The organism is Pectobacterium brasiliense (assembly GCF_016950255.1).
In the GTDB taxonomy this organism is placed as follows: Bacteria; Pseudomonadota; Gammaproteobacteria; order Enterobacterales; family Enterobacteriaceae; genus Pectobacterium; species Pectobacterium brasiliense.
Genome location: NZ_JACGFN010000001.1, coordinates 811,234 through 835,465 on the forward strand (window position 1 = coordinate 811,234; position 24,232 = coordinate 835,465).

Consider the following 24,232-nt stretch of genomic DNA (forward strand, 5'->3'; position numbering starts at 1 on the left):
TGCTTAGTGCGCCGCCGCTTCCGCATTAGTGCGAGTGACACGGATGTACACGACGTACAGCAGCGTCACGATGATCAGCAACTGCGTCCCCAGCGCGGCCGCCATTCCCCAGTTCATCGTGCTATTGGTGAAGAATGCGACAAAATAGCTCAGCATCTGGTCGCTCGGCCCACCCAACAGCGCAGGCGTAATGTAGTAGCCAATCGCCATCATAAAGACCAGCAGCGCTCCCGCCGTCACGCCCGCGTACGTTTGCGGCACGTAAACCCGCCAGAAGGCGATAAACGGATGCGCCCCCAGCGAAATCGCCGCACGTACATAGTTTGGGGAAATGCCTTTCATCACCGCATACAATGGCAAAATGAAGAACGGCAGCAGGATGTGGGTCATCGAGATATAGACACCGATGCGGTTAAACACCAGCACCAGCGGCTCATCGATAATGCCGATGTGCATCAGCGAGCGGTTGATCAAGCCGCCCGACTGCAACAGCACAATCCAACTCGCGGTGCGCACGATCAGCGATGTCCAGAACGGCAGCAGCACCAGAATCAGCAATAGGTTGGCGCGGTTAGACGGCTGTTTTGCCAGCCAATAGGCCAGCGGATATCCCAGCCCCACGCACAGCAGCGTCACCACGCCCGCCATTAGCAGCGTGCGCAGCAGCACGTCGACGTACAGCGCCTGATCGGCAGGCTGCGGGACAATCTGCTGCGTGGTGGCATCGACTTTGTGATCAAACACCGCCAGCAGGTAATAGCTGGTGAAAGGCCGCGCCGCCCGGTCGAACGTTTGCCAGGTCGCCAATTCACCCCACATTGGCTGCTCACGTATCAGTTGAGCACGTATGTCGCTGCTGCCCTCGGCGGGCAGCTTACGCAGTGTGCGGGTAATCAGCGTACGGTATTCCGACCCTTCATACCCTAACCGTTTGGTGATCGTGCTTAGCTTACCGCTGCTGCGGGCATCGCGCAGATCGCCAACCAGCGCCCGAAAGACGGCTTCATCCGGTACATCGTTGCCCGACCAAAGCCGCATCGCGGCAATGGTCTGTGGCATATTGTCACGCAATTCCGGGTTGGAGACGCTTTTCCCCAAAATCGAGGTGATCGGGAAGAGAAAACTCACCACGATAAACAGAAACAGCGGCGCAATCAGCAGCAGAGAGCGTTTCTTATAGGCTTTCTGCGCGAGCCACAGTTGCTGCTTCAAGGTTGAATTTTCTTCGTTTCCGCCAGACGGTACAGCGGCGACAACATCGCTCTGGGACATAGGCTCTTTCTCCATCATCACGTATGGTCACTCACTGCGGCTTTATTGCGCGGCCCAAGCGTTGAAACGTTGCTCCAGCTCTTCGCCGTGATCGATCCAAAACTCCGTGTCAACTTGCAAGGCCTGTGCCAGATTATCCGGTGCGGTCGGCAGATTAGCCGCGACGGCAGGTGCCAGCAGGCTGGTGGTTTTGACGTGGGTCGGGCCGTACGGAATGTTTTCGGCGAATATCTTCTGGTTTTCCGGCTGATTGGCAAACGCAATAAACTGCTCCGCCAATGCCTTGTGTTTGGAACCTTTGACGATCGCCCAGCTATCCAGATCGTAAATGCTGTCGGCCCAGACAATCTTGAAGTCATGTCCTTCTTTCTGCGCTGCCGCGACGCGGCCGTTATACGCGGAGGTCATCACCACATCGCCCGACACCAGCCATTGCAGCGGCTGTGCGCCGGATTCCCACCACTGGATATTCGATTTGATCTGATTCAGTTTCTTGAAGGCGCGATCGACACCTTCTGGCGTCGCCAACACCGTATAGAGATCTTCGCGCTTCACGCCATCGGCCAGCAGCGCGATTTCCAGCGTAAATTTGGCGCTTTTACGTAGCGCACGCTTGCCGGGATAATCCTTCACATTCCAGAAATCAGCCCAGCTTTTCGGTGCCTGTTTCAGCTTCTGCGCGTTATAGGTCAGTACGGTAGACCACAGGAAGATCCCCGCGCCGCACTCGCTGACTGCGCCTTTAACAAACTGGGATTGATCGCCCAATTTTGACCAGTCCAGCGGTTCAAACAGCCCTTCGTTACAACCGCGCATCAGTTCTGGACCTTCAACTTCCACGACGTCCCAACCTACCTGTCCGGTTTCCACCATCGCCCGGATACGTGCCATTTCACCGTTGTACTCACCGGCTTCCACCGTGCCTTTGCCCGCTGCGGCGAACGGTTTGTAAAATGCCTTATCCTGCGCATCCTTGTTTAACCCGCCGAATGAGATCACCGTGACGGACTCCGCCTGCACCTGACAGGCCATCGTCACCAGAAAAGCCGTGGCCGCTATTTTCTTCAGTACCGGACGGTTGAAGAGGCCTTTCGCTTTGGATGTGTTGTTGAGTTTGGACATCTTTTCGCTCCTGGAGTGTTAGCCAACGTAATAAGGTCAAATACGAACCACAATTTTTGTGCTCTGAATTTTTGATGCATCATGTATCATCACAATCACGCAAAAAAATATGAGCATAAATTGTGCCAATTCAAAAATTTTATTGATGTTTTACTACCGCGGCGGCGGGAACGGTGAGGAGAAGTATCAGGGATACACAACCGCTATCGACACCTGATGCCATTTCACCATTTTTGCCATGTTGTGGTGCAATCCAGCATTGCCTTGCACCACTCAGACACATTGCGCGTCTGGTGTTCGCGTGCCGATACGGGCTATCGACACGCGTTTCTTACCGACGATCTACCGGGAAAGATCGACGCAGAGATATTTCATTTCCAGATAGTCTTCGATCCCGAAACGTGACCCTTCACGCCCCAGCCCGGACTGCTTCACACCGCCAAACGGTGCGACTTCATTCGAGATCAACCCGGTATTAATGCCAACCATGCCGTAGTCCAGCGCTTCCGGCACCGTCCACTGACGCACGGCATCACGCGTGTAGACATAGGCTGCCAGCCCAAACTCGGTATCGTTCGCCATCGCAATCGCCTCTGCTTCATCACTGAAGCGGAACAGCGGTGCCACGGGCCCGAACGTCTCTTCGCGGGCAAAGCGCATCTCGCGCGTCACCCCGCCGACGATGGTTGGCGTGAAGAACGTGCCGCCCCGTTCGTGGCGTTTCCCCCCCAGCAGCAGCGTTGCCCCGTGCGATAGCGCATCAGCAATGTGCTCCTCAACCTTGCTGACCGCATCGGCATCAATCAGCGGCCCCTGCGTCACGCCCGGCTGCGTACCGTCGCCGACGTTCAACTTGCGCACTTCTTCAACCAGTCGTTCGACCAGCGCTGGATAAATACCCTCTTGCACGTAGATACGGTTGGCGCAGACACAGGTCTGCCCGCTGTTGCGGAACTTGGAGGCCAGAATACCTCTCACCGCCTGATCCACATCAGCATCATCGAATACGATAAACGGCGCGTTGCCGCCCAGCTCCAGCGACAGCTTTTTCACCGTCGGCGCACTCTGCGCCATCAGAATGCGGCCTACTTCCGTCGAACCCGTGAAGCTCAGCTTGCGCACCACCGGGCTATCGCACAACACTTTACCGACCGACTGCGCATCACCGACGATAACCTGCAACACGCCGCGCGGAATCCCCGCCTGCTGCGCCAGTTCCGCTAACGCCAGTGCGGTAAACGGCGTCTGCTCGGCAGGTTTAACGATCATCGTGCAACCGGCCGCCAGCGCGGGTCCGACCTTACGCGTGATCATCGCCGCGGGGAAATTCCACGGCGTAATCGCCGCACACACGCCAATGGGCTGCTTGATGACCAGCAGGCGCTGTTGCCCCTGTGGGGATTGCAGCACGCTGCCTTCAATTCGCTTGGCTTCTTCCGCAAACCAGTCGATAAAGCTGGTCGCATAGGCGATTTCGCCCCGCGCTTCCGCCAGCGGTTTTCCCTGCTCCGCCGTCAGCAGCGCAGCCAGATCCTCCTGATTGTCCATAATCAGGCGCGCCCACGCCTGCAATAGCGCGGCACGTTCTTTTCCCGTCTTCTTACGCCACTCAACCAGCGCCTGTTCAGCGGCGGTAATCGCCTGCTGAGTTTGTGACACCGTCACTAGCGGTACGCTACCCAGTACCTCGCCCGTCGCCGGATTGGTGACGTCCAGACGCTCACCGTTTTGGCTGTCTTGCCACTCGCCGTCAATCAGGCAGTGTTGACGGAATAAGGCTTGTTGTTTCAGTAACTGTTCCAGTTGCATAGCTTCTCTTCTATCGTGTTAATACGCGCGTCAGGATGCTCATCGCCTTGCTGAACTGATCGTCAGGCACCGTTAACGGATACAGGAAACGAATCACGTTGCCATGCACGCCGCAGGTCAGAAGCAGCAGACCCGCTTCCAACGCGCTTTTCTGAAATTGACGGGTAATCTCTGCCGAGGGTTTACCGGTCTGCGGATCGTTAAATTCGGCCGCTACCATCGATCCCTGTGCACGAATCGCCACCAGTGCCGGACACTGCGCTTTGATCTTCTCCAGCGTTTCCACCAGCGCAGCACCCAGACGCTGTGCTCGTTGGCACAATTTCTCTTCTTCAATCACATCCAATACTGCCAGCGCAGAGGCGACCGACAGCGGGTTACCCGCATAGGTGCCGCCCAAACCGCCCGGCGAAGGGGCATCCATGACGTCAGCGCGACCAACGACACCGGAGATCGGGAAGCCACCACCCAGGCTTTTAGCCATGGTGATCAGGTCCGCTTTCTCCGCGTAATATTCCATCGCAAACAGCTTACCGGTACGGGCAAAGCCGGTCTGCACTTCGTCGGCAATCAGCAGGATGCCATGTTCGTCGCACAGTTTACGCAGCCCGCTGATAAAGGCCGGCGGCGCGACGTGGAAACCGCCTTCGCCCTGTACCGGCTCCAGAATAATCGCGGCAACCTGATCGGCGGCGATATCGGTATGCATCAGGCGTTCGACACTTTCCAGCGCCTGTTCAACGGTGATGCCTTGTTTTTCATTCGGATAAAGTGCGTGAAAAATGGAACCGGGGAACGGCCCGAATCCTGTGGAATACGGAGCCACTTTGCCCGTCAGCGTCATGGTCAACAGCGTACGGCCATGGAACGCCGCATTGAAGGCGATCACGCCGGGGCGTTTGGTGTACGCGCGGGCAATTTTCACCGCGTTTTCTACCGCTTCGGCGCCGGTGGTAAAGAACGTGGTCTTTGCCGCGCCTTCTATCGGTGCCAGCGCGTTGATGCGCTCGGCCAACGTGACATAGCTTCCGTAAGGCACAATCTGGTAGGCCGTATGGGTAAAGCGTTCCAACTGCTCGCGCACCGCCGCGACAATCTTCGGGTGGCGGTGGCCGGTGTTCAGTACCGCAATCCCGGCGGCAAAATCGATAAATTCTCGACCTTCCACATCCCACAGGGTGCTGTTTTCCGCACGCTCGGCATAGAAATCACACATGACGCCCACACCACGCGGTGTGGCAGCCAGACGGCGTTGATTCAGTTCGCTATTCTTCATGGTCTGCTCCGGTATCCCAAACACATCGGTTAGTCGTTGAACGGTGATGAGTCGAACGGTAACGATTAGTGTAGTTGCAAGATGATGATGTCATTTAGACGCGAGATGGTTCTATAATCCAGTGCCAGTTTTGAATATTTTAAGGATCCACTTTTTGCGCTCACTTCTGACCGACTTATTGCTTCAGCGTTTAGCCAACCAGCAAGACGGCGCGCTGAACAAGCGTTTGTACGACAGCATTCGGCTGGCGATTCTTGATGGCGCGATTGCCGCTGGCGAGCGTCTGCCATCGTCGCGCGATCTGGCGCAGCAGCTGTCGCTGTCGCGTAATACCGTGCTGACGGCTTACGAACAGCTACTGGCGGAAGGCTATATTGACGCGCGCAAAGGAAGCGGGACCTTCGTCACGGAACAGCTCCCCGATGGCAATATGCAGCCGGTGAGTAGCGACAATGCCGGGGAGATACGCGAGCCTAAACATGAGCTGTCGCGGCGCGGTATGCATCTGCTGGGGTATGCCGGTGCTTCCGCCCGACAATGGGGCGCATTTATGCCGGGCATCCCGGATATCGCCAGTTTTCCCCACGATTTATGGCGACGGATTCAGACGCGCTTGACGCGGCGCGTTCGTCCCGAACAGCTTTCCTATTCGCCGATTGGCGGCTGCCCCGAGCTGCAATTGGCGCTGGTGGATTACCTGCGCGTCGCCCGTTCGGTGGAGTGTACGCCGGAGCAGATTTTGATTACCGAAGGCACCCATCAGGCGATGGATCTGTTGGCTAAAATGCTGTGCAACCCCGGCGATCTGGCCTGGATTGAAGATCCCTGCTATTGGGGCATTCGTAATGTCCTGACGATTAACGGCCTGCGCGTTGCCCCCGTCGATGTGGATGAACAGGGGCTGGTACCGCCGGACACACTTTCGCCCGACGCCGCCCCTCGCCTGATTTGCGTGACACCGTCACATCAGTATCCGCTGGGTGCAGTGATGAGCCTGGCGCGACGTCAACGGCTGCTGGCACTGGCGCAGGAGCACGGCTGTTGGGTCGTTGAGGATGATTACGATAGCGAGTTTCGCTTTTCCGGCAGCCCGATCCCTGCGCTGCAAGGATTACAGACGCAATCACCGGTGATCTATATCGGCACATTCAGCAAGACGCTCTACCCCGGCCTGCGTGTCAGTTACATGGTGCTGCCACCGCTGCTGGCGCAGTCGCTGAAGACGGCCCATTCTGAACTCTATCGCGGCGGACACTGGCTCACGCAGGCGACGCTCGCGCAGTTTATCCGCGAAGGCCACTATGCCGCGCATATCCGCCGCATGCGCCTGCTGTATGCCAAACGCCGCGCGCTATTGACGTCACTGATCGAACAGCATCTGGGCGCAGATTACGTCGGAGACAACAGCAACGCCGGGCTGCATATGCTGCTCAGCCTGCCTTCCCACATCGATGATGTTGTATTGAGCGCCGCGATTTTGCGCCGCGGCGTGATGGTCAAACCGCTTTCCAGTTACTATCTGCAACCGACACAGCAGCGCGGTTTATTACTGGGCTACGCCAGCGTGGAAGAGAGCCACATGACGCAGGCTTTCTCCGAGATTGTGGCCTGTATTCAGGCGCTGAATACTCCCCATTCTGACGCCTGACAGTTCCCGTTTTGATACGCGTCTCTCCGCACCGTTACGGTGCTCTCTTCCATCGATGCGCCCTATTACGGCGCATCCGTATGATGAACGACGGCGTTATGACGCCTTGCAACACGGTATTTTCTGCTCACTACGCATTCGGCATGGTTTATGCATTCTTATGAATAACAGTGACTGCCGGAGAGTGAAAAATGAGAAATTATGTCAGCTTCAGGAATGTTCAGAAGACCTATGACGGCGACCGCCTGATCGTCAAGAACCTCAATCTGGATATCCGTGAAGGTGAATTTCTGACCCTGCTTGGGCCATCCGGCTCGGGAAAAACCACCAGTTTGATGATGCTCGCCGGGTTTGAAACCCCGACGCAGGGGGAGATTATGCTGCGCGACGCCCCGCTGCACCATCTCCCGCCGCACCAGCGCGACATCGGTATGGTGTTTCAGAACTACGCTCTGTTCCCACACATGACCGTGGCGGAGAATCTGGCGTTTCCACTTTCCATCCGCCGGCTGAACCGTGCCGATATCAAAGAGAAAGTGGATCGGGTACTGGATCGCGTGAAGCTCACCAGTCTGGCCGACCGCTACCCTGCACAGATGTCCGGCGGCCAGCAGCAGCGTGTGGCGCTGGCTCGCGCGCTGGTTTTCGAACCAAAGCTAGTACTGATGGATGAACCGCTGGGCGCACTGGATAAGCAACTGCGCGAGCATATGCAGCTAGAAATCAAGGAGCTGCATCAGTCGCTGGAATTAACCGTGGTGTACGTCACCCATGACCAGAGCGAAGCGATGACCATGTCCAACCGCGTCGCCGTGTTTAACGATGGCGTAATTCAGCAGATGGACAGCCCCAGCGACATCTACGAAAAACCAGAGAACGCTTTTGTGGCGCAGTTCATCGGCGAAAATAATACGCTGCTCGCCACGCGTGCCGAGGCCGAAGGCGCATTCTATCGGGCAACGCTGGACGACGGCACGTCGCTACGCGCGCTGAAAGTTCGCCCCAGTTCACCGGGCCGAAAAATCACGCTCTGCATCCGTCCGGAACGTATTCACGTCAACGCGGCTCACGTCGATGACGGCATGCAGCACGTCAAAGCCCGAATTCAGCAGTTCATCTATCTGGGCGATCACGTCAGGATGATGACGGAAGTGGCAGGCCAGCCGCAGTTTATGGTGAAACTCCCCGCCAGCGAGATTCAGCCACACTGGAAAGCCGGCACCGAAGTCAACCTGTCCTGGCAACCGGAACACCTGCGCGCACTGGATAGCATCATCACGCATTAAGCGTGGCGCACTGACAGCATCAAGAATATGCAGAAAAAACCATCAGACAGGAAATAGGAAAGAAAACACGTTGCCCCTGAACAGGGGCAACGGATATCACACTAGTCTCGAATCTTGCGGTACACCCACAGCACGACAATCGCGCCGACAATCGCCACCACAAAACTGCCGAAGTTAAAGCCATCGACCCGACCGAACCCAAAGAAAACGCTGATGTAACCACCCACGACCGCACCGACAATCCCGAGCAACACCGTCAGGATAAAACCGCCGCCGTCTTTACCGGGCATAATCCACTTAGCCAGAATCCCCGCAATCAAGCCAAAAATAATCCAGGACAAAATACCCATATCTACCTCACTTTTATTTCATTATATACCCCAAATAATTCGAGTTGCATGAAGGCGGCAAGAGAGGAAATCCCGATGAGCTTACTCAGGTAAGTGACTCGGGTGAGCGAACGCAGCCAACGTACATGCATCTTGAAGAATGACAGGTATACCCGTTTAAACGCCAATCCTTGACAGATAAGACGCGAATCAAAGTATAGACAAGGATTTCATAAACACGCGGCCAACGGTAAATAAAAACATTGACGATCTGTCGCCATCTCATTCATCCAGCAAAATAATATCCACACTGTCACTCACAATCGGCCTACATAAAATCTTGTAGCCATCACTGTCAAAATTAGCCGCGACTCGTTTTAATGTCGCTACCTCTGACAGCTGTGCGACAGTGCCTAAATAGAACCAATTATGCACAATGTGGTAATCCGTCTTTCCCTGACGGCTTTCTTTGATAGCAATCCGGCCAGGGTATGCCCAGCAGTTCAGCTTCATCGCATCAAGTCGCAGCGACAGCCTGTTTTGATGTTCCGATATTGACTCTTTGCCGCAGCAGGCCCCAGCGCATTTTTTCAATGCGTGGCGAAAACACGCTCTACCTGCGGGCAAGTGCTCAATGCCCAGCACGCCCAGACATAGCTTTTCTTCATCAGCAATCGTTTTCAATGCATTCACCGCCGCGAGGCGGTGGCTGAACAATCCATAAAGTCCGGCTGTCGTGGAGAAATCGACATTTTTGGCGTAAACCACTTCAATCTGCGTTCCATCAAAATGTAACGAACATAGCTGACGTGAACGCCGCAGCCGCTTGTTAAAAAGCGGTACCTGCTGTTTAATCATCTGCGCTTCCAATAACAGCGCACCGATTTCCCCTGCCGTTTCAATAAAGGTAATGCGTCGAATCTGCCTCAGCAATTTTGCTTCTTTACGCGTCCGCATATGCGACAACACGCGAGCGCGGATATTGATGCTTTTTCCGATATACAGCGGCAATGTTTCACTATCACCGTAAAAAATATACACACCGGGTGCCGTAGGCAGCCCATCCAATTCACTACGCAGATGCTCCGGATATTCATAAATATCAGGCATTTTTTCAGGCAACATCATGATATTACAACCTTCAAATCTTCAGCTCGCGTCGTGTAAGCAGGCGAGAGGCGCTCTCGTTTCATCGACCAGCCAGGAGTAATACCTTGACCCGCAAACCAAATTTTCCCTTTACCAGAATGGTTGATACGGTCGATAGCGTCCATCAAACCCGCGCTATTGGCATACGGGCTACGTGCGTCAAACATATCTAATTGCGCAACGCCTTGCTGGTAGAAATCGGATAACACGACACCCGCTCGACAATAACGATAGCCTTGTTTCCAGATACGGTTGAGTGCCTCAACGGCTAACGCAATAATGTCTCGCGTATCGTTGGTCGGTACGTATGTCACGCGGATCGCCTGATCGCCATAGTACTCACCCGGTGGAACATGGGGGCTGGTGCGGATAAATACGGACACCTGACAGCAATACTGTTTCTCATGACGTAATTTCTCTGCTGCACGCTCAGCATAGCGACAGACTGCCTGACGCAGATGCTCATATTCGGTAATACGCGAACTGAACGAGCGGGAACACAGTATTTGCTGCTTGGCCGGAGCCAGCTCTTCAACCGCCAGACAGGGCTGGCCACGCAATTCTCGCACCGTTCTTTCTACGACAACGCTAAAGTGTCGCCGAATATAGGCAAGATCGCAGTGCGCCAGCGCCAAAGCATTCTCTATTCCCATAGATTCCAGCTTACGTGCCAGCCGCCGTCCGATTCCCCACACCTCGCTGACAGGCGTAATTGCCAGCAGTTTTTCCTGACGTACAGGGCTGGATAGATCAACGACGCCGAAGGTTTTACGCCAGACTTTAGCCGCATGATTAGCCAATTTGGCCAGCGTCTTGGTCGGTGCGATGCCTACACCAACGGTCAAATGAGCCTCGCGCCTTATTCTGTCTTTGATCTGTTGTCCAAAACACGCCAACGATGTGCAGTAATCCACACCAGACAAATTCAAAAATGCTTCATCAATACTGTAGATTTCCACGGCGGGTGCCATCTCCTCCAAAATACTCATCACGCGCGCCGACATATCAGCGTAAAGCGCGTAATTGGAAGAAAAAACGGTAATGTTGTGTTTTTGAATGAGCTCGCCAATTTGAAACAACGGGGCGGCCATCTTTACCCCTAGCAGCTTTGCCTCATGGGAACGAGCAATAACACAGCCATCGTTGTTACTAAGAACAATGACCGGTTTGTTTGCCAAATCAGGGCGAAAAATTTTTTCACAGCTGGCATAAAACGTGTTCACATCAACCAATGCGTACATTAGCGTGTCGCATGTATGGCATAGGTCACGACACCAAAAATATCAAGGCTGTCGCACTCGTTAATCGGAATCGGGGCATAGGCAGCATTCATTGGAACCAAGGCACGGGTCGGTGTCAGTTGCAATTGCTTGATAGTGAACTCGCCGTCGAGCGCAGCAATAATGATATCGCCATGGCGCGCCTGCAATGCGCTATCAACCACCACCAGATCGCCATCATGAATGCCTCCCTCCACCATGGACTGACCGGAAACGCGAACGAAATAGGTTGCCGAAGGATGGCGAACACACAGCGTATTGAGATCGATACGCTGCTCAACATAGTCATTCGCCGGACTGGGAAACCCCGCAGGCACCGTATCAGCATAAAGATTTAACGCCTGCATATCGGGGCAGGACACAGGAAGATAGTGTTTCATCGCTCGGCAACATAACTGTATTTTTATACAGTATAGAAAGCGAATATCGACAATGCAATGCGCAAGATTCACCAAAATGGTCAGCTCGTCGCTGCTAATCTTGCGTAACAAAGCAGACCACGTATCACATCAGTGACTTAACGCATTAGCGATGGGGTAAATAGGAAATTCAGTTACTCCTTCGCATACAAATACACTGAAGCTCGTGATACGCCGAGGTGCTGTGCGATGGTTTCCATGGATTTTTTGACTTCCAGCAGGCCGCTATCTTTCAGTTCCTGAAGCAGGATTTTTCTGTCCTGCGCTTTTAGCGCCCGTGGCGTGGTGGCAAGCCGGGCGGCGAAGTGATCGATGTGTTGTCTGATCGCCGCCGCACCGTTTGGTTCTAAATGCTCCGTTACGGAGTCCGACGCGAGCTGGGTGAACTGCGCCAGCGCATTTTGCATGCCGCGAAATAGCGTCATGTCGACGTTCAGGCACAGCGCGGCGACGTAGTCGCCTTCCGCATTTTTGATGCCGACCGAGGTGCTTTTTACCGGGCGTCCGTCTGCAAACTGGTTGGCGTAGTTCGCCAAAATATTGGGAAATTCGGGCGAGGCGATGCGGGCAAGACCCAGTTCCGTCGCGGGCGCGCCCACCTCCCTGCCGGAGAGGTTATTGTGAATGGAAAGTATCGCGTGTTCTGGGTTCTTCAGATCGTGCACAACCACTTCACAGAATGGCGCGAACGTTTCGCTCAGACCTTTGGCTATGGCATCTAACTGCGTCAGCAGCAGATCTTCTCCAGATGCAGACATATTCCTCTCCAATTCCTCTACCCATGCTTGCACAAGCGCGTTTTCTGGCGCTGAGTGTACTGTAAGTGCGCCCGATTGAGTACTGCGCCTTACCCCGTGGCACCGACTCATTCCGCCCCTTTTCAGCAACACACAATGAATCTTACGACAGACTAGATACTAAAAATAAATCAAATTAGACAATTTATCTAATTTTATATATTTTGTTTATAGGATATTTGACAGTATCGGAACCAACGACTCCGGTATTCATAATCACTAACATCGGATTATCCAACTATGAGCGACTTACGCCTCCCCACTTACGACGATGTGGTAGCCGCAGCGGAACGTATTGATGGCTATGCCAATAAAACACCCGTGATGACATCGCGCACGGTCAATGACACATTCGGCGCAGAGGTTTTCTTCAAGTGTGAAAACCTCCAGCGCATGGGTGCATTTAAGTTTCGCGGCGCGATGAACGCACTATTGCAGTTCTCAAACGAGCAGAGAGCCGCTGGCGTCGTCACCTTCTCTTCCGGTAACCATGCACAGGCGATTGCACTGGCTGCCAAATTACTCGGCATTCCCGCAACGATTGTCATGCCGCACGATGCCCCTGCCGCAAAAGTCGCCGCAACGCGCGGCTACGGCGGAAACGTGGTGGAATACAACCGATATACCGAAGATCGTGAGCAGATCGGTAACGATCTGGCGAAAAAACATGGTCTGACGCTCATTCCCCCTTACGACCACCCGCATGTTATTGCCGGGCAAGGCACCGCAGCGAAAGAGTTGCTGGAAGAAACCGGTGAGTTGGACGCCCTGTTCGTCTGTCTGGGCGGCGGCGGATTGCTGGCGGGTTCTGCACTTTCTGCCCGCCAGCTATCACCGCATTGTAAAATTTATGGCGTCGAGCCTCTCGCGGGCAACGACGGGCAGCAATCTTTTCGCAGCGGTAACATCGTGCATATCGATACGCCCAACACCATCGCCGATGGTGCACAGACCCAGCATTTGGGCAACTATACCTTCCCTCTGATTCACCAAAACGTCGACGATATTCTGACCGTGACGGACGATGACCTGATTGACACGATGCGGTTTTACGCCGAGCGCATGAAGATCGTCGTTGAACCAACGGGATGCCTCAGCTTTGCAGCGGCACGCAATCTCAGGGAATCGCTACGCGGCAAACGCGTCGGCATTATTATCAGCGGCGGGAACGTCGATATCAGCCGTTACGGCGCATTTCTGACCGGCAATGCCTAAGGAAAAACGATGATCTTTATTTCTGAAGCAGAATCGGCATCACTCATCAGCCATGAGCTGGCTTATGACGCCGTTCGTGAAGCCTTACTCGCCGCCAGCGAACCGGAAGCGCGCAGTTTTCCGGTGGTGCACGGGCAAGGCTCCGATCCGGTCAACACCTTCAGTATCAAAGCATCCGCCACAAGTGAACTGGCGGGGTTAAAAGTCGGCTCGTTCTGGCCGGGGAATCCCGCTAACGGGCTGCCCCGTCATAATTCGCTCATTCTGCTGTTCGATCAGCAAATCGGGAAAATAGCGGTCGCGATTGAAGCCGGAAAGGTGAATGCCTTTCGTACCGCCGCTGCCAACGCCGTTGCCGCCGATTTGCTGGCAAGACCCGATGCCTCGGTTCTCGCCGTGTTCGGAACCGGTCATCAGGCCCGCTATGAATGCGCCGCGCTGGCAAGAATACGGCCAATCCGTACCCTGCTGATTGTCGGGCGCGATAGCAGCAAATCCGCAGAGATGGCGCAAGAATTCAAAGCAGCCGGACTGGATGCGCACGTCAGCGATGCCGAAAGCGCGTGTCGTGCGGCGGATATCATCGTGACCGCAACGCCATCACGCACGCCACTGTTTAACGCCGAGTGGGTTAATGCCGGAACGCACGTTGTCAGCATGGGATCGGATGCCGTCGGCAAGCAGGAACTGCCGCCAGAGCTGTTTACCGCAGGCCGCCTGTTTTGCGATCTACCTTCCCAGTCCCGAATGATTGGTGACTTCCAACATGCGCCAGCCCATGTGACGCTGACGGCTATCGGCGATGTGATTAGCGCAAGCGCAACAGGACGACAAACGCCGGACGATATCACCGTGTTTGACAGCTCCGGTTTGTCCATCCAGGACTTATATATCGGCCAACGCATTCTTGCCGCCTGGCAGCAGGCTAAACAAAATGAAGGTGAATAATGAACAATATTGAATGGCTTAACGCGTTGGAAACGCCCTTTTTGCTGATTGATGAGTTCCGCTTTCGACGCAACATCGACAGGCTTTATCAGCGTACGGAGAAATTAGGCAGCCAGATCCGGCCGCATCTCAAAACGCTACGCTCGATTGAAGCCGGTCGCTATCTGCTCAAAGACGCGGCGTCGCCCGCGACGGTTTCGACGTTGGCAGAAGCGGAAGCCTTTGCCGCCGCGGGTTACACCAACCTGCTCTACGCCGTAGGGATCGTCCCGCACAAGCTGCCGCGTATCGCCAACTTAATCCGCAAAGGCGTGGATATTCATATTCTGCTGGATAGCCCAGAACAGGCGCGCGCGGTGACGGTTTATGCACGCGCCAATGGCGTGACGTTTTCGGTCTTTATTGAGATCGACTGTGACGGGCATCGCGGTGGCATTCCACCGGAAAGCGACGCATTACTTAAGCTGGCACAACAGATCGACGGCAACGGCGCGACGCTCACCGGCCTGCTGGCACACGCGGGAGAATCGTACGCCTGCCGTACGGACGAGGCGATCAGAGCGGCTGCGCGCGCCGAGTGCAAAGCCATCAATACCGCCGGACAGAGAGTGCGCGCGCTGGGAATTGCCTGCCCCGTGCTCAGCGTCGGTGCCACGCCGACGGCGCACTTTGCCGAGGATTTAACAGGTATTACCGAAGTCAGAGCGGGCGTTTTCACCACGTTCGATCTGGTGATGAAAAATGTCGGGGTCTGTTCGCTGGATGATATCGCACTGTCGGTCGTCAGTACCGTGATTGGGCACAATCGCGAAAAAGACTGGGTGTTTATAGACGCAGGCTGGATGGCACTTTCCCGCGATCGCGGTACGGCCTCTCAGGCAAAAGATTACGGTTACGGGCTGGTTTGCGATCTGCATGGCAGCCCTTACCACGACCTCTGCGTGACGATCACCAATCAGGAACACGGCATCATCGCGCTACCCGCCGACAGTGGACTTTCGATCGATAATTTTCCCGTCGGCACGCGGTTGCGGATATTGCCTAATCACGCCTGTGCGACGGCCGCGATGCACCAGCACTATCAGGTGCTGAAATCACACAAGCACGAGCAGGAAACCTGGCAGCGCATTACCGGATGGTGATGCTCGGCTGACCGTAATCGGCCACGCCGCCCGATCTGAACGCGTCGGGCGGTCATTTCAGGTTTCATCTGGCACTGAATTTGTCTCTTTCGGCGCAGCACGCCCAGAGTGGTTCTCCAGCCCTAGCAGTAGTGCAGCGAGATTAGCATCAAGCACAGCCAGCACATCGGCAGGCAGTACAGAGAGCACCTGACGCTCGTTCTCAATATGTGCCTCAACGGCACGATTAATCAGTTCAAGCCCTGTGCCAGTGAGTTGCACAAGCGTACTGCGCGCATCTTGTGCGTTCTGCACTCGTTCGATAAATCCTCGGGTTTCAAGGCGCTTGAGTCGGTGAGTCATGGTACCCGACGTCACCATCAGCGCGGAGAACAGTTCCGTCGGGCTAAGGCAATGTGGCGCACCAGCACGCCGCAGCGTAGCCAGCATATCAAACTCCCAACTGCTCAGTTCAAATCGAGAGAAACAGGCTTCCAGACGCAGTTCGATGAACGCGGCACATCGTCTGAGGCGTCCAATCGGTCCCATGGGGCTGGCATCCAGATCGGGCCGTTCGCGCCGCCACTGTTCAAGGATGGCATCTACCGCGTCGTATTCGCGTTCGCTGGTTTGATTTTTCATTTATCTTGACTTCAAGGTAATTAATCAACACTATCATGATATCTTGAATTGAAGGTAAAGTCATGAACACTACACCCTCACCACACTATTGGCGTGACGTCCTACTCACAGCGCTGGCCCCCGCGATTTGGGGGTCGACCTACATCGTGACATCAGAAATCCTGCCGCCAGACCGCCCCTTTACGGCGGCGCTTATCCGCGTACTGCCTGCGGGGCTGCTGCTGCTCTTATTCACGCGCCGCTTCCCCGCCCGCCGAGACTGGTGGCGCGTGCTCGTGCTCAGCGCCCTGAATATCGGCGTCTTTCAAGCGCTGCTGTTTGTCGCGGCTTATCGTTTGCCTGGCGGACTGGCAGCAGTCCTTGGCGCGATCCAACCGCTGCTGGTGATGGTGTTGGTTTGGGCAGTGGATCATCGTGCGCCCAGACTGGCGACGCTGTGGTCGGCGATCGTCGGTGTGGCGGGCATGGCTATTTTGCTGCTGTCGCCGCAGACAACATTTGAGCCCGTAGGCATTGCCGCCGCGCTGCTGGGAGCGGTATGTATGGCGACCGGAGTCTGGTTAACACGTCGCTGGAAACTTGACTTGCCCGTACTGCCGCTTACCGGCTGGCAACTCTTCCTCGGCGGATTGATGCTGGCACCCGTTGCATGGCAGGCCGATGCGCCTCTGCCTACGTTGACTCTGCCGCAGTGGGCGGCCTATTCCTATCTCTGTCTTGCGGGTGCCGTGCTCGCTTATGGTCTCTGGTTTCGTGGCGTATCTCGCCTCCCGACAGTTGCCGTTGCCTCATTGGGGTTGCTGAGTCCGCTGACCGCCGTGGTGCTGGGCTGGGTATTGCTTTCACAGTCGATGACCGGTACGGCATTTCTGGGTTTGGCCATCGTATTAGCCAGTGTCTTCGCCGTGCAATGGACGACGGCGCGAGGTAAGTAATCAGCTAAGAGCTGCTGATGGCGAGCGTTGTTGGCGGGGAAAGATGAAAAGGAAGACGTTAAAACGGCGGCGTTATGATAACGCCGCCGTGTTTATCATACTTAGCGACGGTTACGTACTAACTGGTAGCGACGCGTCAGGTACTCGACCGGTGCGCTCCAGATGTGAACCAGACGGCAGAACGGGAACAGAACAAACAGCGTCAGCCCCAGCACGATGTGCAGCTTGAAGATCAGCGCGACACCCGCCAAATGCTCAGACGCCCCGCCCTGGAAGAACGCTACGCTTTGCGCCCACCCGACCAGTTTCAGCATTTCGCTGCCGTCCATATGCTGTGCAGAGAACGGAATGGTCAGCAGCCCTAAACCAGCCTGAATCACCAGCAGAGACAGAATGAGAATATCGCCAACGCTGGACGTGGCACGAATACGCGGGTTGGTCAGACGGCGTTTTAGCAACAGCACACCACCGACAAACGTCAGCAGGCCTGCCGCACCACCGCCGAACATCGCCATTTTCTGTTTTACATCCATTGGCAGAAAAGCTTCGTACATCCAGTGCGGCGTCAGCATACCGAGGAAGTGCCCGGCAAATACGCCCAGAATCCCCAAATGGAACAGGTTAGAAGCCAGACGCATCCCTTTCTTATCCAGCATTTGGCTCGAACCGGCACGCCAGCTGTACTGACCGTAGTCATAACGCAGCCAGCTGCCAATCAGGAAAATAGCCATCGCTAGGTAAGGATAGATATCAAAAAAGAACACATTGAAATAGTTCGTGATTGCACTCATTAGCGTTGCCCTCCCGCCGATGTAGCGTCAAGATTCAGATATTGCGGCACCACCGCGCCAGCGAAGCGGCGTTGGTGTTGCGTTTGTTGGGCCGATGCGCAGCCTTCTTCGCCGAGGAACTTAACCTGTTCCTCTTCCCACACGGCATCCAGCGCCTGCGGCGTGTCGTCGCGTGCTTCGTCAGCGACCTGATGTGTGACATCGTCACTTTTCAGATCACTGCCGGATAACGCCAACAGCAGATCGAACAGCACGGCATAGATGCTGTCACGCTGCTGCAAACGCGCACCAATCAACGCCAGAATCGGCGCGATGTCGAGTAAACCCGCGCGCCCCTGCGCGGGTTCCAGACGAGAAAGGTACTCAAGATACAGCGGCAGGTAGTCCGGCAGTTCACGGCAATCCAGTGCCAAACCGGCATCCTGATATTGCTGCATGAGATCGACCATCGCCTGACCGCGGTCACGAGACTCACCGTGAACGTGTTCGAACAGCAGAAGCGAGGTCGCGCGACCGCGGTCAAACAGGCCGCTATACTCCGCCTGTTTGTCCAACAGATCCTGCGCGCACAACGTATTGATGAACTGCATGAGCTGATGACTCTCACGCAGCGGTAAAGCATCAGCCTGCTCTACCGCTTCGATCAACTCAGCCCGGTTTTCCCACAGCTCGCTGTCGGGATAGTCCAGCAGGCGGGCAATAATCCGCAGGCTAATCATGGTTCGTCTCCCGCATGATTTTGCTGTTCATGTCGCGCGTTTTGTTACTGACATCAATGGCATCGATACGCTTGCTGTTGAACAGGTTGAATTTGGTATCACTACCGTGGCAACCATCGCCAAAGCTGAAACCGCAGCCTTTGCTTTCCGGGAAGGCTTCACGCGCCAGTTCACGATGGCTTGATGGAATCACGAAACGATCTTCGTAGTTCGCAATCGCCAGATAGCGGTACATTTCCTGCGCCTGTGCTTCGGTCAGCCCAACCTGCTCCAGCGCGCTGGTATCGATTTTGCCTTCTACGGTTTCTGCACGTTTGTAATGACGCATCGCCAGCATACGTTTCAGCGCCAGCAATACCGGTTCGGTATCCCCTGCGGTCAGCAGGTTCGCCAGATATTGCACTGGAATACGCAGACTTTCGACGTCCGGCAGTACGCCGGTGTGCGCCAATTGACCGGCATCCGCAGCAGACTGAATCGGTGACAACGGCGGCACGTACCAGACCATCGGCAGCGTGCGGTATTCTGGGTGCAGCGGCAGCGCCAGCTTCCAGTCCATCGCCATTTTGTATACCGGCGACTGCTGTGCCGCTTCAATGACGCTGTTTGGAATGCCGTCTTTCAGCGCTTGTTCAATGACTTTCGGGTCGTGCGGGTCAAGGAACACATCCAGTTGGCTCTGGTACAGATCTTTCTCGTTTTCCACAGAGGCCGCTTGCTCGATGCGGTCAGCATCATAGAGCAGCACGCCCAGATAGCGGATACGTCCAACGCAGGTTTCTGAGCAGAGCGTCGGTTGACCACTTTCGATACGCGGGTAGCAGAAAATACATTTTTCTGATTTGCCGCTCTTCCAGTTGAAGTAGATTTTCTTGTACGGGCAACCGGTCAGGCACATACGCCAGCCGCGGCATTTGTCCTGATCGATCAGAACGATACCGTCTTCGCCACGTTTGTAGATCGCGCCGCTCGGACAGGTCGCCACACACGCCGGGTTCAGGCAGTGTTCGCACAGACGCGGCAGATACATCATGAACGTGTTTTCGAACTGGCCGTACATCTCTTTCTGCATATGCTCAAAGTTCTTATCTTTGGAGCGCACGCTGAATTCACCACCCAGATCGTCTTCCCAGTTCGGGCCGTTCTCGATTTTCTTCATCCGCTGACCGGTAATCAGTGAGCGCGGACGCGCGACAGGCTGATGCTTGCCTTCCGGCGCTTTACGCAGGTTCTGATAGTCGTAGTCGAACGGCTCATAGTAGTCGTCAATTTCCGGCACATCCGGGTTAGCGAAGATTTTGGACAGCACGCTGATGCGGTTACCCATACGCGGTTCGAGCTTACCGCTGATTTTACGGATCCAGCCGCCCTTCCATTTTTCCTGATCTTCCCAGGCATGGGGATAACCCACGCCCGGTTTGGTTTCGACGTTGTTGAACCAGGCGTATTCCATCCCTTCACGGCTGGTCCAGACGTTTTTACAGCTGACGGAGCAGGTGTGACAGCCGATGCATTTGTCCAGATTCAGCACCATGCCCACTTGTGAACGAATTTTCATCAGGCTTTCTCCTGCTGTACCGCTTTTTGTACATAGTCCTGGCCTTCATCATCCAGCCAGTCGATGCGTTTCATTTTACGAACTACGACGAACTCATCGCGGTTTGACCCAACGGTGCCGTAGTAGTTAAAGCCATAAGCCAGTTGGGCATAACCGCCGATCATATGGGTCGGTTTCGGCGTGATACGGGTTACCGAGTTGTGAATACCGCCGCGCTGCTGGGTAATTTCCGACCCCGGCAGGTTAATAATGCGTTCCTGCGCGTGGTACATCATGGTCATTCCCGCTGGCACACGTTGGCTGACAACCGCACGCGCCGTCAGCGCACCGTTGGCGTTAAACGCTTCTACCCAGTCGTTATCCGCAATACCCAAATCGCGGGCATCGTCTTCGCTCAGCCAGATAATCGGGCCACCGCGACCCAGCGTCAGCATCAACAGGTTGTCGCTGTACGTGGAGTGAATGCCCCATTTTTGGTGCGGCGTCAGGAAGTTCAGCGGTTTTTCCGGGTTGCCGTTAGGCTTCTTATTCATCACCGGCTCAGCCGCACGGGTATCGACTGGCGGACGGTATACCAGCAGGCTTTCACCGAAGGCACGCATCCACTCATGGTCTTGATACAGCTGTTGGCGACCAGACAGCGTACGCCACGGAATCAGCTCATGAACGTTGGTATAACAGGCGTTATAGGAAACGTGTTCATCTTCCAAACCAGACCAGGTTGGGCTGGAGATAATCTTGCGCGGCTGCGCCTGAATATCGCGGAAGCGAATTTTCTCGTCTTCTTTATTCAGTGCCAGATGCGTGTGGTCACGACCGGTGAATTTGCTCAGCGCTTCCCACGCCTTCACCGCTACCTGACCGTTGGTTTCCGGAGCCAGAGACAGAATCACCTCTGCCGCATCGATCGCCGTTTCAATCTTCGGACGACCCGCCGCCGCACCGTCAGCCTTGGTGTAGTTCAGTTTTTTCAGGAAATCGACTTCGGTCTGCGTGTTCCAGCCGATGCCTTTACCGCCGTTGCCCAGCTTGTCCATCAATGGACCGAGCGAGGTGAAACGTTCGTACAGGTTCGGGTAATCGCGCTCCACCATCATCAGGTGCGGTGCAGTTTTGCCCGGAATCAGATCGCATTCGCCTTTTTTCCAGTCATCCACGCCGAACGGCTGCGCCATTTCAGCTGGGGAATCGTGTTGAATAGGCAAGGTAACCAGATCGGTTTCCTGACCAAGGTGTCCCTGACAGACGCGGGAGAAGGCTTTCGCGATGCCTTTGTAGATTTCCCAGTCGCTTTTGGAATCCCACGCCGGATCGACAGCCGCAGACAGCGGGTGAATAAACGGATGCATATCCGAGGTATTCATGTCGTCTTTTTCGTACCAGGTTGCCGTTGGCAGGACGATGTCGGAGTACAGACAGGTGCTGGACATACGGAAATCAAGCGTCACCACCAGATCCAGTTTGCCTTCAACGCCCTGGTCGCGCCATTCCACTTCTTCCGGCTTCACGCTGCCAGCTGTACCCAGATCTTGCCCTTGAATACCGTGCTCCGTACCCAGCAGGTACTTCAGCATATATTCGTGGCCTTTACCGGAAGAACCCAGCAGGTTAGAACGCCAGATGAACAGGTTGCGCGGGTAGTTTTGCGGACTATCCGGCTGTTCAGCGGCAAATTTGATTTCGCCTGATTTCAACGCGGCAACGGTATAGTCCTGCGGAGTTACGCCGGCGGCACGCGCTTTTTCTGCGATATCCAGCGGGTTAACGTTCAGCTGCGGTGCAGACGGCAACCAGCCCATACGCTCGGCGCGCACGTTGAAGTCAATCATGCTGCCGGTAAAGCGGGATTTATCCGCCAGCGGTGACAGCAGTTCCTGCGGCGCGACGGTTTCATAACGCCACTGGCTGGAATGGTTATAGAAGAACGACGTACTGTTCATGTGACGAGGCGGACGCTGCCAGTCCAGACCAAACGCCAGCGGCGTCCAACCGGTTTGCGGACGCAGTTTTTCTTGTCCGACGTAGTGCGCCCAACCGCCACCGCTCTGACCAACACAGCCGCAGAAAATCAGCATGTTGATGATGCCGCGGTAGTTCATGTCCATGTGGTACCAGTGGTTGATACCTGCACCGACGATGACCATCGAACGACCGTGCGTTTTATCGGCGTTATCCGCGAATTCACGCGCAATACGGATGATGTTCTGACGAGAAACGCCAGTAATCTTCTCGGCCCAGGCTGGGCTGTACGCTTTCACATCATCGTAATCACGCGCGCAGTTATCGTCGCCCAGACCGCGATCCAGGCCGTAGTTCGCCATCGTCAGGTCATACACGCAGGCAACCAGCGCTTCGCTACCGTCAGCCAGCGTCAGGCGCTTAACGGGCAGTTTGTGCAGCAGGATTTCTTCTAGCGCAACGTTGTTGAAATGTTCGCTGACCGCGCCGCCAAAATACGGGAAGCCGACATCAACGACATCGTCGTGCGACCCCAGCAGGCTCAAGCGCAGCTTCACTTCTTCGCCGCTCACGCCGTCGCGCTGTTCCAGGTTCCATTTGCCCTGATCGCCCCAACGGTAGCCGATAGACCCTTGCGGCGCCGTCAGATTGCCGCTTTCATCGTCAATCGCGATGGTTTTCCACTGCGGGTTGTTGTCCTGGCCGAGGTTGTCCACCAGATCGGAAGCGCGCAGCATACGACCCGCCGCATAGTAACCGTCTTCTCGCGGCTCCAGCAGCACCAGCATCGGTAAATCCGTGTATTGACGAACGTACTCGCTGAAATACTGGCTCGGTTTGTCGAGGTGGAACTCTTTCAGAATCACGTGGCCCATTGCCAGCGCCATCGCGCTGTCGGTACCTTGTTTCGGGTTCAGCCAGTGGTCGCACAGCTTGGCGATTTCAGCGTAATCCGGCGTGACCGCAACGGTTTTAGTGCCTTTGTAGCGAACTTCCGTAAAGAAGTGGGCATCCGGCGTACGGGTTTGCGGAACGTTAGAGCCCCAGGCAATGATGTAAGAGGAGTTATACCAGTCGGCAGACTCCGGTACGTCAGTCTGCTCGCCCCAGGTCATAGGTGACGCCGGTGGCAAGTCACAGTACCAGTCGTAGAAGCTCAGGCAGACGCCGCCGAGCAGAGACAGGTAACGGGCACCCGCTGCGTAGGACACCATCGACATCGCAGGAATCGGTGAGAAACCGATCACGCGGTCTGGGCCGAAGGTCTTGGTGGTGTAAACGTTAGAGGCAGCGATCAGTTCGTTGACTTCATTCCAGTCAGAACGAACGAAACCGCCACGGCCACGAATTTGTTTGTAGTATTTGGTCTTCTCGGGGTCGTTGACGATGGATGCCCACGCATCAACCGGATCGCTGTGTGTCAGTTTCGCTTCACGCCACAGTTTCAGCAGGCGCTTACGCATCATCGGGTATTTCAGGCGGTTGGCGCTGTAGAGATACCAGGAGTAGCTGGCACCGCGCGGGCAGCCGCGAGGTTCATGGTTAGGCAGGTCCGGGCGGGTGCGCGGGTAGTCAGTCTGCTGCGTTTCCCACGTCACCAGACCGTTTTTCACATAAATCTTCCAGCTACATGAACCGGTACAGTTTACCCCGTGGGTAGAACGCACGATTTTGTCATGCTGCCAGCGACTGCGATAGCCGTCTTCCCAGTCACGATTGGTATTGAGGGTCTGGCCATGCCCATCGGAAAACGGTTCGGCCAGTTGTTTGAAGTAACGTAACCGGTCAAGGAATTTGCTCATCCGGACTCTCCTGCTGCGAAGCCTGCTGGCCCCTGTCGTTATGAAATGCTCGTAGCAGACATCTGTTTTTGCTTACGACACATCGCTCAAGTTGGCGCTAGGGTATCCAGCAACCGCGTTGTCAAACTTGATAACGATCAAGAGTGTCACCCTGT

Annotated in this window: 20 protein-coding genes; 6 read left to right on the plus strand and 14 right to left on the minus strand. The window is 55.3% G+C overall.

Translation table 11 applies throughout. The annotated features are described in order from the left end of the window. Positions 1-3: 3 nt before the first annotated feature. The 4 genes from H4F65_RS03650 to H4F65_RS03665 form a co-directional block, all read right to left on the minus strand. A complete protein-coding gene (locus H4F65_RS03650; RefSeq protein WP_010276950.1) occupies positions 4-1,272 on the minus strand; it encodes an ABC transporter permease in 1,269 nt (422 codons plus the stop codon). Between the two features lie 42 nt (positions 1,273-1,314). Beyond that, positions 1,315-2,394, minus strand: coding sequence for an ABC transporter substrate-binding protein (locus H4F65_RS03655; RefSeq protein ID WP_010276947.1), 1,080 nt, complete (start codon positions 2,392-2,394; stop codon positions 1,315-1,317). Positions 2,395-2,736: 342 nt separating this feature from the next. Further along, the gene (locus tag H4F65_RS03660) at positions 2,737-4,203 is read right to left on the minus strand and encodes an NAD-dependent succinate-semialdehyde dehydrogenase (RefSeq protein WP_010276944.1); all 1,467 of its coding nucleotides are present in this window, start codon (positions 4,201-4,203) and stop codon (positions 2,737-2,739) included. Positions 4,204-4,213: 10 nt separating this feature from the next. Next, positions 4,214-5,479 (minus strand): 4-aminobutyrate--2-oxoglutarate transaminase, encoded by a 1,266-nt coding sequence (locus H4F65_RS03665; protein ID WP_010276941.1) that lies wholly within the window; start codon positions 5,477-5,479, stop codon positions 4,214-4,216. 154 nt (positions 5,480-5,633) lie between these two features. Here H4F65_RS03665 and pdxR point away from each other — a divergent pair, with 154 nt between their 5' ends. Together pdxR and H4F65_RS03675 are read left to right on the plus strand one after the other, a co-directional pair. After that, positions 5,634-7,127 carry a MocR-like pyridoxine biosynthesis transcription factor PdxR gene (pdxR, locus tag H4F65_RS03670; RefSeq protein ID WP_010276938.1) on the plus strand — a complete coding sequence of 498 codons (1,494 nt, stop codon included), beginning with the start codon at positions 5,634-5,636 and terminating at the stop codon, positions 7,125-7,127. 191 nt (positions 7,128-7,318) lie between these two features. Further along, positions 7,319-8,413 (plus strand): ABC transporter ATP-binding protein, encoded by a 1,095-nt coding sequence (locus H4F65_RS03675; RefSeq protein WP_010276935.1) that lies wholly within the window; start codon positions 7,319-7,321, stop codon positions 8,411-8,413. 101 nt (positions 8,414-8,514) lie between these two features. Here H4F65_RS03675 and H4F65_RS03680 read toward each other — a convergent pair whose 3' ends face one another. The 5 genes from H4F65_RS03680 to H4F65_RS03700 all read right to left on the minus strand — a co-directional run bounded on the left by H4F65_RS03680 (position 8,515) and on the right by H4F65_RS03700 (position 12,348). Next, the gene (locus H4F65_RS03680) at positions 8,515-8,763 is read right to left on the minus strand and encodes a GlsB/YeaQ/YmgE family stress response membrane protein (protein ID WP_005972245.1); all 249 of its coding nucleotides are present in this window, start codon (positions 8,761-8,763) and stop codon (positions 8,515-8,517) included. Between the two features lie 261 nt (positions 8,764-9,024). Continuing rightward, entirely contained in the window at positions 9,025-9,870 is an 846-nt protein-coding gene (cho, locus tag H4F65_RS03685) for an excinuclease Cho (RefSeq protein WP_010276924.1), read from the minus strand. Next, on the minus strand, positions 9,867-11,132 hold the full coding sequence (umuC, locus tag H4F65_RS03690) for a translesion error-prone DNA polymerase V subunit UmuC (RefSeq protein WP_010276922.1): 1,266 nt from the start codon (positions 11,130-11,132) through the stop codon (positions 9,867-9,869). Before umuC ends, cho begins: the two co-directional genes overlap by 4 nt. After that, entirely contained in the window at positions 11,132-11,551 is a 420-nt protein-coding gene (gene umuD / locus H4F65_RS03695; protein WP_010276920.1) for a translesion error-prone DNA polymerase V autoproteolytic subunit, read from the minus strand. Before umuD ends, umuC begins: the two co-directional genes overlap by 1 nt. A 173-nt stretch (positions 11,552-11,724) precedes the next feature. Further along, positions 11,725-12,348 carry a helix-turn-helix transcriptional regulator gene (locus tag H4F65_RS03700; RefSeq protein ID WP_010276918.1) on the minus strand — a complete coding sequence of 208 codons (624 nt, stop codon included), beginning with the start codon at positions 12,346-12,348 and terminating at the stop codon, positions 11,725-11,727. Positions 12,349-12,627: 279 nt separating this feature from the next. Between H4F65_RS03700 and H4F65_RS03705 the strand changes: the two genes are divergently transcribed. From H4F65_RS03705 to H4F65_RS03715, 3 genes are read left to right on the plus strand one after another with little or no spacing between them, the layout of a single operon-like run. Then, positions 12,628-13,602 (plus strand): threo-3-hydroxy-L-aspartate ammonia-lyase, encoded by a 975-nt coding sequence (locus H4F65_RS03705; RefSeq protein WP_010276917.1) that lies wholly within the window; start codon positions 12,628-12,630, stop codon positions 13,600-13,602. Between the two features lie 9 nt (positions 13,603-13,611). Then, entirely contained in the window at positions 13,612-14,550 is a 939-nt protein-coding gene (locus H4F65_RS03710) for an ornithine cyclodeaminase family protein (RefSeq protein ID WP_010276915.1), read from the plus strand. Then, positions 14,550-15,692: a DSD1 family PLP-dependent enzyme gene (locus H4F65_RS03715; protein WP_010276913.1), complete on the plus strand. Its 1,143-nt coding sequence runs from the start codon at positions 14,550-14,552 to the stop codon at positions 15,690-15,692. Before H4F65_RS03710 ends, H4F65_RS03715 begins: the two co-directional genes overlap by 1 nt. A gap of 57 nt (positions 15,693-15,749) precedes the next feature. Here the strand turns inward: H4F65_RS03715 and H4F65_RS03720 are convergent, their stop codons facing one another. Continuing rightward, on the minus strand, positions 15,750-16,313 hold the full coding sequence (locus H4F65_RS03720) for a MarR family winged helix-turn-helix transcriptional regulator (protein WP_010276910.1): 564 nt from the start codon (positions 16,311-16,313) through the stop codon (positions 15,750-15,752). A gap of 62 nt (positions 16,314-16,375) precedes the next feature. Here H4F65_RS03720 and H4F65_RS03725 point away from each other — a divergent pair, with 62 nt between their 5' ends. Beyond that, positions 16,376-17,248, plus strand: coding sequence for an EamA family transporter (locus H4F65_RS03725; protein ID WP_010276907.1), 873 nt, complete (start codon positions 16,376-16,378; stop codon positions 17,246-17,248). A gap of 101 nt (positions 17,249-17,349) precedes the next feature. Here H4F65_RS03725 and narI read toward each other — a convergent pair whose 3' ends face one another. The 4 genes from narI to H4F65_RS03745 are packed head-to-tail and all read right to left on the minus strand — an operon-like array spanning position 17,350 to position 24,077. Continuing rightward, positions 17,350-18,039 carry a respiratory nitrate reductase subunit gamma gene (narI, locus tag H4F65_RS03730; protein WP_010276906.1) on the minus strand — a complete coding sequence of 230 codons (690 nt, stop codon included), beginning with the start codon at positions 18,037-18,039 and terminating at the stop codon, positions 17,350-17,352. Further along, positions 18,039-18,758, minus strand: coding sequence for a nitrate reductase molybdenum cofactor assembly chaperone (narJ, locus tag H4F65_RS03735; RefSeq protein WP_010276904.1), 720 nt, complete (start codon positions 18,756-18,758; stop codon positions 18,039-18,041). Before narJ ends, narI begins: the two co-directional genes overlap by 1 nt. After that, complete coding sequence (gene narH, locus H4F65_RS03740; RefSeq protein ID WP_010276902.1) at positions 18,751-20,316, minus strand: nitrate reductase subunit beta; 1,566 nt, start codon at positions 20,314-20,316, stop codon at positions 18,751-18,753. Before narH ends, narJ begins: the two co-directional genes overlap by 8 nt. Next, positions 20,316-24,077 (minus strand): nitrate reductase subunit alpha, encoded by a 3,762-nt coding sequence (locus tag H4F65_RS03745; protein WP_010276900.1) that lies wholly within the window; start codon positions 24,075-24,077, stop codon positions 20,316-20,318. The genes narH and H4F65_RS03745 overlap by 1 nt, the downstream gene beginning before the upstream one ends. Positions 24,078-24,232: the final 155 nt, after the last annotated feature.